The organism is Streptomyces sp. RLA012 (assembly GCF_056270325.1).
Window position 1 is genome coordinate 1,627,960 of sequence record NZ_JBWDPA010000002.1, and the last position, 12,729, is coordinate 1,640,688.

A 12,729-nucleotide genomic window follows, 5' to 3' on the forward strand; every position below is an offset into this window, starting at 1 on the left:
ATTCCCGTCACCCTCCGTGAACGGGGGATGTTTTCGTCCCTCAACCGCCCTGAAATTCGGGCGGATTGGGCGAGAGCGGCCGCAACACATCGTCACGAATATGACGCTGCTCACGCACGCCGAACCACGATGCTTCATTCCAGGGCCAGTTGGAATGAAGGCTGCGTTTCAGGACAGAACAGTCACACGCGACGCAGTCGGATAACTGCCGCGTCGAGGTCGCCTCGCAGGCCCGTCCGCAGCCCGTGGTGCAGCAGCACCGCACCCCGATGCACTTCACCCGTTTCGCGGCATTCGTACGCGGCACCCGGATCGAGGCCACGCAGCCGGAGCGGGGCGACCTGCTCACCGAAATGCTGGGCCTGGAGCCAGGCCAGGACGACGGTCTCGTCACCGCGGACGTACTGGACCGCACTCGACCCGCCCTCCGGAGGGCGCAGCCGGTAGAGGTCGCCGCGCTGCACGACCGGCCGGATCTCTTTGTAGAGCTTCACCCAGTCCCGCGCCTCGACGAGTTCCTGCTCGCTCCACTCGGCCAGATCGCCGCCGACCCCGAGCACCCCGGCCATGGCGCTCACAAACCGGAGACGCAGCGAGCTGACACGCCCATTGAGCTGTGCGTTCGGGCTGTCGGTGACCCAGGCCGACATGATCCGGGCAGGGTGGACCTGGCTGAAGCCGTACTGGATCGCGAGCCGGTCGAGCGGGTCGGTGTTGTCGGAGGTCCACACCTCGTCCGTACGCGCCATGATGCCGAGGTCGATCCGGCCGCCACCGCCGGAGCAGGACTCGAAGGCGACCCCGGGATGCGCGGCCCGCAGCCGGTCCAGCAGCGCGTACAGGGCCTCCACGTGCTCGACCCACAGCTTCTGCGGGTACGGCTCACCCGGCCAACCGGCGTCCGTGAAACAGCGGTTGAAGTCCCATTTCACATAGTCGATCGGGGCGCCGGAGAGCAGACCGTCGAGCTGCTCCCACAGATACTCCTGGACGTCCGGGCGGGCGAGATTCAGTACGAGCTGATTGCGGAACTCCGTCCTGGTTCGCCCCGGTTGGAACTGCACCCAGTCGGGGTGCGCGCGATACAGCTCGCTGTCCGGGTTGACCATTTCCGGTTCGACCCAGATCCCGAACTGCATACCGAGCGCGTGCACGTCGTCGGCGAGCGGCTTCAGCCCCTGCGGGAAGCGGTCCGGGTTGGGCGACCAGTCACCGAGCCCGGCGCGGTCGCTGGTCCGCTCCCCGAACCAGCCGTCGTCGACCACGAACAGCTCGACACCCATCGCCGCGGCCCGCCGGGCCAGCTCCCGCTGCTGCTCCTCGGAGATGTCGAAGTGGGTGGCCTCCCAGGAGTTGAACAGCACCGGCCGGTCCTGGTCCGCGTCCGGGATGACGTACGCGCGCTGGTAGGCGTGCCAGGCGCGGCTCGCCCCGCCGAAGCCGCCGTCGCTCCACAGCCCCGCGAAGACGGGCGTGGTGAACGACTCCCCCGGCTCCAGTCGCAGCAGCCCCGAGTCGTCGTACCCCGCGCCACCGGAGATCTGCACGCGCGCGTCGGGGAGCTGGGCCACACAGATCCGCCACGAGCCCGACCAGCCGAGCGCGCACCCGTACACCTCGCCGCTCTCCTCGGTCGCCCCGCTGTCGAGCGCGACCCACGGCAGATGCTGGTGCCCGGTGTGCCCGCGGCGGCTGCCGATGACCTTCTCACCGTAGGTGAGGGAGGACCGCTCAAGCCGGGACTCGGCCGCCCACCGGCCGTGCAGCTGGGAGAGCCGCCAGCCGTCGCGCTCGGGCAGCGTCCAGGTCGCGGAGTCGGCGCGCAGCAGCTCCAGGGAGGCGCCTTCGTCGGCTTGGTCGGCTTCGTTGGCGAGGGTCACCCAGCGCTCGACGACGTCTCCGCGCATCCGGTAGTGCAGCGTGACGGCGAGCCCGTCGTCCAGAAAGCGCAGCCGCAGTTCGTCACCGTCGGCCTCGTACCCCTCGAACCGCCATTCGGTGCCGCGCCGTTCGTCCGTCCGGACGGACAGCGCCGGGCGTACGAAGCGGGGGCCGCCCTCGACGGGATACTCCTCGCGCCCGTCGAGCCGGGACTCGAAGGGCCGGTACGGCGGGCCGGGCAGGGCGGCCAGCGACTCGGCGTCGGCGAGCGTGATCCGTGGGCCCCAGTGCAGATGGAGCAGCTCGTCGAGTTCGGTCAGCCGCAGTGCGTAGCCACTCGTGGACCCCGAAAGAAGCCACGTACGACCATCTCCGCCAGTCTCAATCATCAAATCCTCACAGATTCGAACAGTCACACTCAGGCACCAACATCATCAACGGCGTCTCATCCGCGAGGCAACGGCTGTGGACAACTTCATTGCCTGAGGAACCCATGTCGTATCGTCGAGAGCGCGATTCCCGCCGGCGAGCGACGCCGAGCAGTGCCGGCGGCCCAATGGGAGGAGCCCCCGTGACGCAGCAGGTCCCGTCGACCGAGCCCGAGCTGGCCGGAGTGCGCAACTTCCGAGACGTGGGCGGCCTGCCCACCGTGGACGGCCGCCGGGTGCGCCACGGTCGGCTGTTCCGCAGCGGTCATCTCGCGCACGCCACGGCGGAGGACGCCGCGTTCCTCTCCTCGCTCGGGCTGCACACGATCTTCGACTTCCGCAATGCCGCGGACCAGAAGCTGGAGGGGCCGGACGTCGAACTGCCGGGTGTACGGAATGTGAACCTTCCGCTGACGGACCCGGCCGACGGCAGCGAGTTCTGGAAGATGGTCCGTGACGGCGACATCGAGCAGCTGCGCACCCACCTCGGTGACGGCGGGGCGGCGAACCGGATGATCGGTTCCTACCGCGAGATCGTCAAGGACCGCACCGCCGAGCACTCCCAGGTGCTGTACGCCCTGGCCGAGGACAGTGTGCCCGCGCTGATGCACTGCGCGGCGGGCAAGGACCGCGCGGGCCTGTCCATAGCCGTGACGCTCCTCGCCCTGGACGTCGAGCGCGACGCGATCGTGGCCGACTACCTGGAGTCGAACGCGAAGCACCGCCGCTACAAGGTCCGCCGCAACGGCTCCTCGGCAGCGGACCGCTCCCCCGAGGTCATGGAGCTGCTCAGCCCGCTCTTCGACGCGCGCGCCGAGTATCTGACGGCGGCCTTCGAGACGATCGAGGAGACCTGGGGCGGCGTGGACACCTACCTGGAGCGGGGCCTCGGGGTCACCCCGGAGCAGCGGGAGCGGCTGCGCGAGCGCCTGCTCGACTGACCCCGGGGGGGCGAGACGGACGGGGGCTACTGGTTCTGTCCGCCCAGCTCGAACAGCAGGTAGATGAAGGCCGCGAAGAGATGGCCGACCGCGATGTAGATGAAGAGCCGCACCCACAGGGCGCGGGGGAACTTCTCCACCATGGCGCGCCGCCGGGTGTCGGGTACGGCAGGCACGGCCGGTACGGCGGTTTCCATGGGGTGTGCGGGATCCGCGGGGTGGGCGGGTTCCGTGGGGTGCGTCATGGCGTCTCTCCCAGGATCGGGTGCCCCGCCGCCGGGCCGAGGCACAGCGCGGCGGTGGGGCTCTGCAGCAGGGTGTGTACGAAGAGGAGTTCGGCCCCCGAGTGATCGGCGGCCGCGATGCGGTGCGGGGTCAGTGAGTCGAAGTGCGCGCTGTCACCGGGCGCGAGCACCTGCGCGGTGTCCCCGAGACGCAGCCGCAGCCGTCCCTGGAGGACGTAGAGCCACTCCTCGCCGGGGTGGACGCGCACGATGTCGCCCTGCGAGCCGTACGGGACGTGCACCCGCAGTGCCTGCATCCCGCGGCCCGGGGCACCTGCCGGCCAGTAGGTCCAGCCGCCCGCCCTGGTCGGCTCCATGTCGGCGGCCAGGATGATCGCGTTGCGTTCGGCCACGGTCTCGCCCAGCAGTTCCGAGACCGTCGTACCGTAGATACGAGCGAGTGCGAGCAGCATCGGCAGCGAGGGCTGGCGCTGCCCCGTCTCCAGCCGGGAGAGGTGAGCGGCCGAGAGTCCGGCGGCACGGGCCGCGGCCTCCAGGGTCAGCGAGGCACGGCGGCGCAGCTCACGCAGCTGCGGTGCGACGACGGGCAGCGCCTCGGCTGTCCCGGGCTCGGGCGGCGTGGCGGCCGCCCCCGACTCGACAGGGCTCATGCACTCCATTGAGCCGCAACATTGCCTCTCGGGCAAATTTCTTGCCTCTGAGGCAAAACCCACGGGCCTCCGGTCGACACGAGTGGGGCCCGCCCCTGCGAGCCCCACCGTCCGTGCGGGCGGACACACCCCGTACGCCCGTCGCCGACGGACTCTCCGAGTCGCCCGTCAACGGAGCGGGCGGGCCCGTGGCGCGGGCCCGCCCCTTGTGGTGCCTCAGGTCTAGCGGTTGGCCACCGCCTGCTTGACCAGTGTCTTGCCGAAGTCCCACATCAGGCCGCCACCGTTGTGCGCGTCCTCCATCACGGCGGTGAACGCCTCCACGAACCGGTCCACGTCCCGCTCGCCGATGATCAGCGGCGGAATCAGTTTGATCACCTCCAGGTGGTCGCCGGAGACCTGGGTGAGGATCCGGTGCCGCTGGAGCAGCGGGACGACGACCATCTGCGCGAACAGGCCCTTGCGGGCGGTCTGCAGCATGGTCCAGCGGCTGCGCAGCTTCAGCGACTTGGGCCGCCCGAACTCGATGCCGATCATCAGGCCCCGGCCCCGTACGTCGCTCAGCAGCTCGTACGTGTCGACGAGTGCCGCGAGCCGGGACTTCAGCTGCTCCCCCGTCGCCCGGGCGTTGGCGACGATCTGTTCGTTCTCCATCACGGAGAGCACGGCGAGGCCCGCCGCCATGGCCTGCGCGTTGGACCCGAAGCTCGCCGAGTGGACCAGGACCCGGTCCATGGACGAGTAGACCTTCTTGAAGATCCAGTCCTTGCCGAGGGTCGCGCCGACCGGCACATAGCCGCCGGAGAGCGCCTTGGCCACACACACCAGGTCGGGTTCGACGCCCTCCTCGTGCTGGTAGGCGTAGAAGTCCCCGGTCCGCCCGAGGCCCGTCTGCACCTCGTCCGCGATGAGCAGCGCCTTGTGCTTGTGCAGCAGTTCCTGGGCGGCGCGCAGATATCCGGGCGGGGCGTCGTGCACGCCCTTGCCCTGGATGGGCTCGACGATCAGGCCGGCGACGTCGCCCTTCTTCAACTCCCTCGCCAGTGCGCCCAGGTCACCGAGCGGAACGGCGGTGTCGGGCAGCAGCGGGGCGAACCCGTCGCGGAAGCCGTCCTCGCCGTTCACGGACAGCGAGCCGGTGGTCAGCCCGTGGAAGGCGTGGGAACAGTAGAGGATCCTCGGCTTCCCGGTGGCGTACCGGGCGAACTTCAGCGCGGTCTCCACGGCCTCCGTACCGCTGTTGCCGAAGAACACCCGGTCCAGGTGCGGGCTGTGGGTGAGCAGCTTCTCCGCCAGCAGGCCGGGCAGGGGCTGGCAGTCGAAGCGGGTGAGGTCGGCGAGCGAGGCGTCCAGGACGTCGTGCAGCGCGCCGCGGACGACGGGGTGGTGGCGGCCCAGGCCCATCACCCCGAACCCGGCGAGCATGTCCAGGTAGTCGTTGCCGTCCGCGTCCCAGAAGTGCGCGCCCTCGGCCCGCTCGTACACCTTGTCGAAGCCGATGGTGTGCAGCATGCGCGGGAGCTGGTGGTTCAGGTACTTGGCGTGCAGCTCGTAGCGCTCGGCTCCGCGCTCGGCCAGCAGCGCGCCGAGATCGAACTCCCGCTTCTGAGCAGGGTCGGTCATTCCTGTTTCTCCTTGGACAACTCATCCATGGACGGTTCGCCCTTCGACAGCCCGTCCCTCGACAGCCCGCCCTTCGACAACGCGCCGTTCGCCAACGCGCCGTTCGACAGCCCGTTCTTCGGCAACGCGTCCTTGACAGCCAGGCCGGCGCTGATCCGCCCGGCGATCTCCACGGGCGTGAGACCTATGTCGGCCAGCACCTCCCCGCGCTTGGCATGCGCGAGGAACTGCTCCGGGATCCCGAACCGCCGTACGGGCACGTCGACCTCGGCGTCCCCGAGCGCCAGCGCGACCGCCGCGCCGACACCGGCCGCCCGGCTGTTGTCCTCGACGACCGCGACGAGCCGGTGCTCGGCGGCGAGGCCGGGCAGCGCCGGGTCGACGGGTTTGACCCAGCGCGGGTCCACGACCGTGCAGCCGACGCCACGGGCCTCCAGCAGCTCGGCGGCCTGGAGGCAGACGGGCGCCATGACGCCGACGGCGACCAGGAGGACCTGCGGGGTCTGCGCGGAACGGTGCAGGACGTCGACCCCTCCCACATGGTCGACCGCGGGAATCGCGGGACCCGCCGACTCCTTCGGGAAGCGGACGAGGGTCGGCGCGTCGTCGACGGCGACCGCCTCCCGCAACTGGGCCCGCAGTTGGTCGGCATCGCGCGGCGCCGCGATCCTGAGGCCCGGCACCACCTGGAGGATCGACATGTCCCACATGCCGTTGTGCGAGGCACCGTCGACGCCGGTGACCCCCGCCCGGTCCAGCACGAAGGTCACACCGCAGCGGTGCAGCGCGACGTCCATGAGGAGCTGGTCGAAGGCCCGGTTGAGGAAGGTCGCGTAGACGGCGACGACCGGGTGGAGACCGCCGGTGGCGAGCCCGGCCGCGGACACCGTGGCGTGCTGTTCGGCGATCCCGACGTCCCACACCCGGTCGGGGAACCGCTCGGCGAACTTCCCGAGCCCCACCGGGTGCAGCATGGCCGCCGTGATCGCCACGACGTCCTCGCGCTCCTCGCCGATCCGGACGATCTCCTCGCCGAACACCGAGGTCCAGGAAGGTCCGTTGGAGGGCGCGAGCGGCTCGCACGTGAGCGGGTCCATCACGCCGACCGTGTGGAAGTGGTCCTCCTCGTGCGCGAGGGCGGGCTCGTAACCACGCCCCTTCTCGGTCAGACAGTGCACCAGCACCGGCCCGTGGAAGCGCTTCGCGCGCCGCAGCGCGGACTCCACGGCCCCGATGTCGTGCCCGTCGATCGGTCCCACGTACTTGAGCCCGAGGTCCTCGAACATGCCCTGCGGCGCGAAGGCGTCCTTGAAGCCCTTCTTCGCGCCGTGCAGCGACTCGTAGATCGTGTGTCCGACTACGGGTGTGCGCAGCAGTACGTCCTTGCCCCAGGCGAGGACCTGCTCGTAACTGTCGGTCGTACGCAGGGTCGCGAGGTGGTTCGCGAGGCCGCCGATGGTCGGCGCGTACGAGCGTTCGTTGTCGTTGACGACGATGATCAGCGGACGGTCCTTGGCGGCGGCGATGTTGTTCAGCGCCTCCCACGCCATGCCGCCGGTCAGCGCGCCGTCGCCGATGACCGCGACGACATGGCCCTTCTCGCCCTGTACCTGGCGGGCCTTGGCGAGTCCGTCCGCCCAGCCGAGCGCCGTGGAGGCGTGGCTGTTCTCGATGATGTCGTGCTCGGACTCCTCACGCGAGGGATAGCCGGACAGGCCGCCCTTGCCGCGCAGCTTGGAGAAATCCTGACGCCCCGTCAACAACTTGTGCACATAGCTCTGGTGGCCGGTGTCCCACAGGATGCGGTCGACGGGCGACTCGAAGACCCGGTGAAGGGCGATGGAGAGTTCCACCACCCCCAGATTGGGCCCGAGGTGACCGCCGGTCCTGGCCACCGCGTGCACCAGGAACTCCCGGATCTCCGCGGCCAGTTCACCGACTTTCGCCTCGGACAGCGCCTTCAGGTCGCGTGGTCCCCCGATGTTCTCCAGAATCGTCACGCTCGGGCCCCCTCTCGGTCCGTGCTGATCAACTCACGGTGACGGCCGGTTCGCCGGACGCGACGCCGTCGTTCTGCATCTGCTCGGCGATCTTCATCGCTTCCTCGATGAGGGTCTCCACGATCTTCGACTCGGGTACGGTCTTGATGACCTCGCCCTTGACGAAGATCTGCCCCTTGCCGTTGCCGGAGGCGACCCCCAGGTCCGCCTCCCGCGCCTCTCCGGGGCCGTTGACGACGCAGCCCATGACCGCGACGCGCAACGGGACCTCCATCCCCTCCAGACCGGCCGTGACCTCGTCGGCCAGCTTGTAGACGTCGACCTGGGCGCGCCCGCAGGACGGGCACGAGACGATCTCCAGCCGCCGCTGCTTCAGGTTCAGCGACTCCAGGATCTGCAGGCCGACCTTGACCTCCTCGGCGGGCGGTGCGCTGAGCGACACCCGGATGGTGTCGCCGATGCCCTCGCTGAGCAGCGCCCCGAAGGCGACGGCCGACTTGATGGTCCCCTGGAACGCCGGGCCGGCCTCCGTCACCCCGAGGTGCAGCGGGTAGTCGCACTGGGCGGCGAGCTGCCGGTACGCGTTGACCATCACCACGGGGTCGTTGTGCTTCACGGAGATCTTGATGTCGCGGAACCCGTGCTCCTCGAAGAGCGACGCCTCCCACAGCGCCGACTCGACCAGCGCCTCGGGCGTGGCCCTGCCGTACTTCTGCAGCAGCCGCCGGTCGAGCGACCCGGCGTTGACCCCGATCCGGATCGGGGTACGGGCGTCCGAGGCCGCCCGGGCGATCTCGCGGACCTTGTCGTCGAACTGCTTGATGTTGCCGGGGTTCACCCGCACCGCGGCACAGCCCGCGTCGATGGCCGCGAAGACGTACTTCGGCTGGAAGTGGATGTCCGCGATCACCGGGATCTGCGATTTGCGGGCGATGGTCGCGAGGGCGTCCGCGTCGTCCTGCGTGGGGCAGGCGACACGGACGATCTGGCAGCCGGACGCGGTGAGTTCCGCGATCTGCTGCAGCGTGGCGCCGACGTCCGACGTACGTGTCGTCGTCATCGACTGCACCGACACCGGTGCTCCTCCCCCGACCGCCACCGGTCCGACCTGGATCTGCCGTGAGACACGGCGCTCCGCGATCGGTCGGACCGGCACCTCGGGGAGGCCCAAGGAAACGGCGGTCATGAGGTCACCCGCGGCTTTCCGTGAAGGTCTCCCGGGCGGCGCGCAGCGACTCCTTGAGGGAGCCCAGGGTGGCCAGGACCGCGGTCGGCTCGTAGCCGCAGTGCGCCATGCAGTTGGCGCAGCGCTCGTCCTTGCCGCGGCCGTAGGAGTCCCAGTCGGTCTCCTCAAGAAGCTGCTTGTACGTCTGCACGTACCCGTCGCTCATCAGATAGCAGGGCCGCTGCCAGCCGAAGAGCGAGTAGCTGGGGATCGCCCACGCGGTGCACGGGAAGTCGACCTTGCCCTCCAGGAAGTCCAGGAAGAGCGGGCTCTGGTTGAGCCGCCAGCGGCGCCGGTTGTCGCCCGCGAAGGCCTTCTTGAACAGCTCCCGGGTCTGCTGGACGCCGAGGAAGTGGTCCTGGTCGGGCGCCTTCTCGTAGGCGTAGGCGGGCGAGAGCATCATCTCGTCCACCTTCAGGTCGTCGTTGAGGAAGTTCAGGACCTCGATGACGGTCTGCGGGGTGTCGGTGTTGAAGAACGTCGAGTTGGTGGTGACCCGGAAGCCGCGCCGCTTGGCCTCCTTGATCGCCTCCACGGCCTCGTCGAAGACACCCTCCTTGGCCACCGACTCGTCGTGCCGCTCACGCAGCCCGTCGATGTGGACGGCCCACGCGAAGTACGGCGAGGGCTTGAACTTGTCCATCTTCTTGCGCATCAGCAGCGCGTTCGTGCACAGGAAGACGAACTTCTTCTTGGCCACCAACTGCCGCACGATCTCGTCGATCTGCGGGTGCATCAGCGGCTCGCCGCCGGCGATGGACACCATGGGAGCGCCGGATTCGAGCACCGCCCCCACGGCCTGCGCCACGGGCATGCGCTGCTTGAGCACACCCGCCGGGTGCTGAATCTTGCCGCAGCCCTCGCAGGCGAGGTTGCACGCGAAGAGCGGTTCCAACTCGACAAGCAGCGCGAACTTCTCCCGCTTCCTGAGCTTCTGTTCAAACAGGTACGCAGCGACCTTCATGGTCTGCCGAAGCGGCATAGCCATCTGGCTCACCTCCGAGGGAGCAACAAAGAACGGTGCCATTCAAAGAAAGCGGGAAGGATGGCACGAAGAACACGGAAAGCTGATATTCCACCGCGCACTGTGCCGATTCGGACGAGTTCATGTTCTGGAGCGTCCACGACCACTCGTACGGCCGCAACGGGGCGCGCACCCGCACGCACGGCGCTGTGGAGCGTGGCCGCGGATTCCATGTCGACCGCGATCGCGCCGGTCGCGAGCAGATCGGACCGCTCGTGACCGCGGACGACATGGTCGGAGCCGGTGAGCGGGCCGATGTGGACGGTGCGCCCGGGCACGGCGCGCACCAGTTCCTTGACGAGCAGATCGGTGCCCACACACGGGGTGCTGCCGCTCGGGTCCCGGGTCTCCTCGGCGACCACCAGGTCACCGGGGTGCATGCCCGGGGCGAGCCCCGCGCAGAAACCCGTGGCCAGGACGGCGGCCTCGCGCAGTGCCGGGTCGGCGAGGACCCGGGTGAGCGAGCGCTCGGCGGCCTTGGGCCCCATGCCGGTGCGCAGGATGGTGACGGGCCCGTCGGCCCCGGTGCGGTCGCCGCTGCGCAGGGCGAGGTGCTCGATGCCGAGCGCGCAGGCGATCAGCAGCGGGGCCGGGCCGGGCTTCGTGCTCATCAACCCCCCTTGACCTCGGCGAACGACTCGCCGTGGACGAAGCTCGGCTCACCGTGGACATAGCGGCCGAGCGCGGTGAGCGGGAAGACCTGCCGGTAGAGGTGGTAGTTGATCGAGAAGTCCCACGGGAACCCGGTGCCGGTGAAGTACGGCTCGTCCCAGGAGCCGTCCGGCAGCTGGGTCTCCGCGAGCCATTGCACCCCGCGCTCGACGGCCTTGGAGTCCCGCTCCCCCGCGGCCAGCAGGGCGAGCAGCGCCCACCCGGTCTGCGAGGCGGTCGAGGCGCCGCGGCCGCTCCACTCGGCCACGTCGTGGTAGGAGCGCAGATCCTCGCCCCAGCCGCCGTCGTCGTTCTGGACGGTCTCCAGCCAGGCCACCGCCCGGCGGATCGCCGGGTGCGAGGCGGGCAGTCCGGCGGCGATCAGCGCGGGCACCACCGACCCCGTGCCGTAGACGTAGTTGACGCCCCAGCGGCCGAACCAGGACCCGTTCGGCTCCTGGTGGGCCAGCAGCCACTCGATGCCCCGGCGGGTGCGCGGGTCGTGCGAGAGCCCCTCGACCGCGAGCATCTCCACCACATGGGCGGTGACGTCGGCGGACGGCGGATCGATGACCTCCCCGAAGTCGCAGAACGGCAGCCGGTTGGGGAAGGCGCTGGTGTTGTCGACGTCGAAGGCGCCCCAGCCGCCGTCCTTGGACTGCATACCGAGGTTCCAGCGCACCCCGCGCCCGATGGCGTTGTCGACGCGCTCCGGGTCGTGGTGGCGGACCCGGCGCAGCGCGAGGGCGACCTCGGCGGTGTCGTCGATGTCGGGATAGTTGTCGTTGTGGAACTCGAACGCCCAGCCTCCCGGCGGGAGTTGAGGGCGCTTCACCGCCCAGTCGCCGGGCCGGACGATCTCCTCGCCGAGCATCCAGTCCGCGGCCTTCACGAGTTGCGGATGGTCGGCGGGCAGGCCGGCGTCGGCGAGCGCGATGGTCGCGAGGCAGGTGTCCCAGACGGGCGACTGACAGGCCTCGATCATCCGGGCACCGTCCTCGCGCCACACGGCGAAACGGTCGAGCGATGCCAGGCCCTCGCGCAGCACCGGGTGTTGGAGGTCGTAGCCGAGCAGGTGCAGCGCGATGACGGAGTACACCGCGGGCGGCTGAATGCCGCCCCAGCAGCCGTCGTTCTCCTGCCGTTCGATGATCCAGCGTCCGGCCGCTCTCATCGCGGCCCTGCGCATCCCGCGCGGGGCGACCTTGCGGTACTGGTGCAGCGCCTTGTCCAGACGCTGGAAGAACCCGTCCCAACTCGCCGCGGGGGCGAGGGGCTTGACCGGATTGGGGTTGTCGGCGTCGGTGTGCAGCTCGTCGAGCGGGAACGGCGCGGGCCGCACCGGACGCTTCGCCGAGACGATGGTCAGCGGCACGATCGTCTGCCGTGCCCAGCAGCCGAAGTCGTAGATGTTGAGCGGCATCCACTTCGGGAAGTAGATGAGTTCCGGCGGGAGTTCGGGCAGGTCGTCCCACTTCCACCAGCCGAACAGGGCGAGCCAGATCCGGGTGAAGACGCGGGCCGAGGCGATACCGCCCCGTTCGCGGATCCAGGCGGCCGCCCTCGCCATGTGCGGCTCGTCCGGCCGGTCCCCCGCCAGGCGCAGGGCGACGTATGCCTCGATGGTGGCGGAGAGATCGCCGGGGCCGCCGTAGAAGGTGGCCCAGGTGCCGTCCTCACGTTGCTCGCCGCGGATGAACAGCCCGGCGGCACGTGTGGTCGGTTCGTCGCGGATTCCCAGGAACTGACGCAGGAGCAGGTCCTCGGCGTCCATCGTGACGTTCGTCTCGAGGTCGCCCTTCCACCAGCCCTCCGCGTCCTGCAGCGAGAGCAGGAAGTCGGTGGCGCGCTGTACGGCGTGCGTGGCGACGTCTCGGGTCTCGACTGTCCCGGCCGCCACGGGAGTCGTCTGTTCCTGGATTTCGCTGGCCGCGGCAGCGCGGGGCGGCAGAGCCCCGGTGCTTCCGTCGGTCGTCGCTGTCATGGCTTCCCCTTCGTGCAGTGGTACGTCTCTGCTGGGTCCGCCGTCGGCCGGTGCGTCGTTGTCCCGCGGCACCGGCC

At 69.8% G+C, this 12,729-nt stretch carries 10 protein-coding genes; 1 reads left to right on the plus strand and 9 read right to left on the minus strand.

The window, feature by feature from the left end:
• Positions 1-182: 182 nt before the first annotated feature.
• On the minus strand, positions 183-2,270 hold the full coding sequence (locus tag RV986_RS07740) for an alpha-galactosidase (protein ID WP_475916671.1): 2,088 nt from the start codon (positions 2,268-2,270) through the stop codon (positions 183-185).
• 182 nt (positions 2,271-2,452) lie between these two features.
• Here RV986_RS07740 and RV986_RS07745 point away from each other — a divergent pair, with 182 nt between their 5' ends.
• Entirely contained in the window at positions 2,453-3,250 is a 798-nt protein-coding gene (locus RV986_RS07745; RefSeq protein WP_475916672.1) for a tyrosine-protein phosphatase, read from the plus strand.
• 26 nt (positions 3,251-3,276) lie between these two features.
• On the opposite strand, the gene RV986_RS07750 is transcribed toward RV986_RS07745, so the two are convergent.
• From RV986_RS07750 to shc, 8 genes are all read right to left on the minus strand, one after another.
• Entirely contained in the window at positions 3,277-3,393 is a 117-nt protein-coding gene (locus RV986_RS07750; RefSeq protein ID WP_054232722.1) for a DUF6126 family protein, read from the minus strand.
• A 98-nt stretch (positions 3,394-3,491) separates the two neighbouring features.
• The gene (locus RV986_RS07755; RefSeq protein ID WP_475916673.1) at positions 3,492-4,145 is read right to left on the minus strand and encodes a helix-turn-helix domain-containing protein; all 654 of its coding nucleotides are present in this window, start codon (positions 4,143-4,145) and stop codon (positions 3,492-3,494) included.
• A 222-nt stretch (positions 4,146-4,367) separates the two neighbouring features.
• Positions 4,368-5,768 carry an aspartate aminotransferase family protein gene (locus RV986_RS07760; RefSeq protein ID WP_475916674.1) on the minus strand — a complete coding sequence of 467 codons (1,401 nt, stop codon included), beginning with the start codon at positions 5,766-5,768 and terminating at the stop codon, positions 4,368-4,370.
• Positions 5,765-7,768 (minus strand): 1-deoxy-D-xylulose-5-phosphate synthase, encoded by a 2,004-nt coding sequence (dxs, locus tag RV986_RS07765; RefSeq protein ID WP_475916675.1) that lies wholly within the window; start codon positions 7,766-7,768, stop codon positions 5,765-5,767. Before dxs ends, RV986_RS07760 begins: the two co-directional genes overlap by 4 nt.
• A 28-nt stretch (positions 7,769-7,796) precedes the next feature.
• The gene (gene ispG / locus RV986_RS07770; protein ID WP_475916676.1) at positions 7,797-8,954 is read right to left on the minus strand and encodes a flavodoxin-dependent (E)-4-hydroxy-3-methylbut-2-enyl-diphosphate synthase; all 1,158 of its coding nucleotides are present in this window, start codon (positions 8,952-8,954) and stop codon (positions 7,797-7,799) included.
• A gap of 4 nt (positions 8,955-8,958) precedes the next feature.
• The gene (gene hpnH / locus RV986_RS07775) at positions 8,959-9,981 is read right to left on the minus strand and encodes an adenosyl-hopene transferase HpnH (protein ID WP_475916677.1); all 1,023 of its coding nucleotides are present in this window, start codon (positions 9,979-9,981) and stop codon (positions 8,959-8,961) included.
• A gap of 5 nt (positions 9,982-9,986) precedes the next feature.
• Positions 9,987-10,628: a phosphorylase family protein gene (locus RV986_RS07780; RefSeq protein ID WP_475916678.1), complete on the minus strand. Its 642-nt coding sequence runs from the start codon at positions 10,626-10,628 to the stop codon at positions 9,987-9,989.
• Positions 10,628-12,652 carry a squalene--hopene cyclase gene (gene shc, locus RV986_RS07785; RefSeq protein WP_475916679.1) on the minus strand — a complete coding sequence of 675 codons (2,025 nt, stop codon included), beginning with the start codon at positions 12,650-12,652 and terminating at the stop codon, positions 10,628-10,630. The genes RV986_RS07780 and shc overlap by 1 nt, the downstream gene beginning before the upstream one ends.
• Positions 12,653-12,729 lie beyond the last annotated feature (77 nt).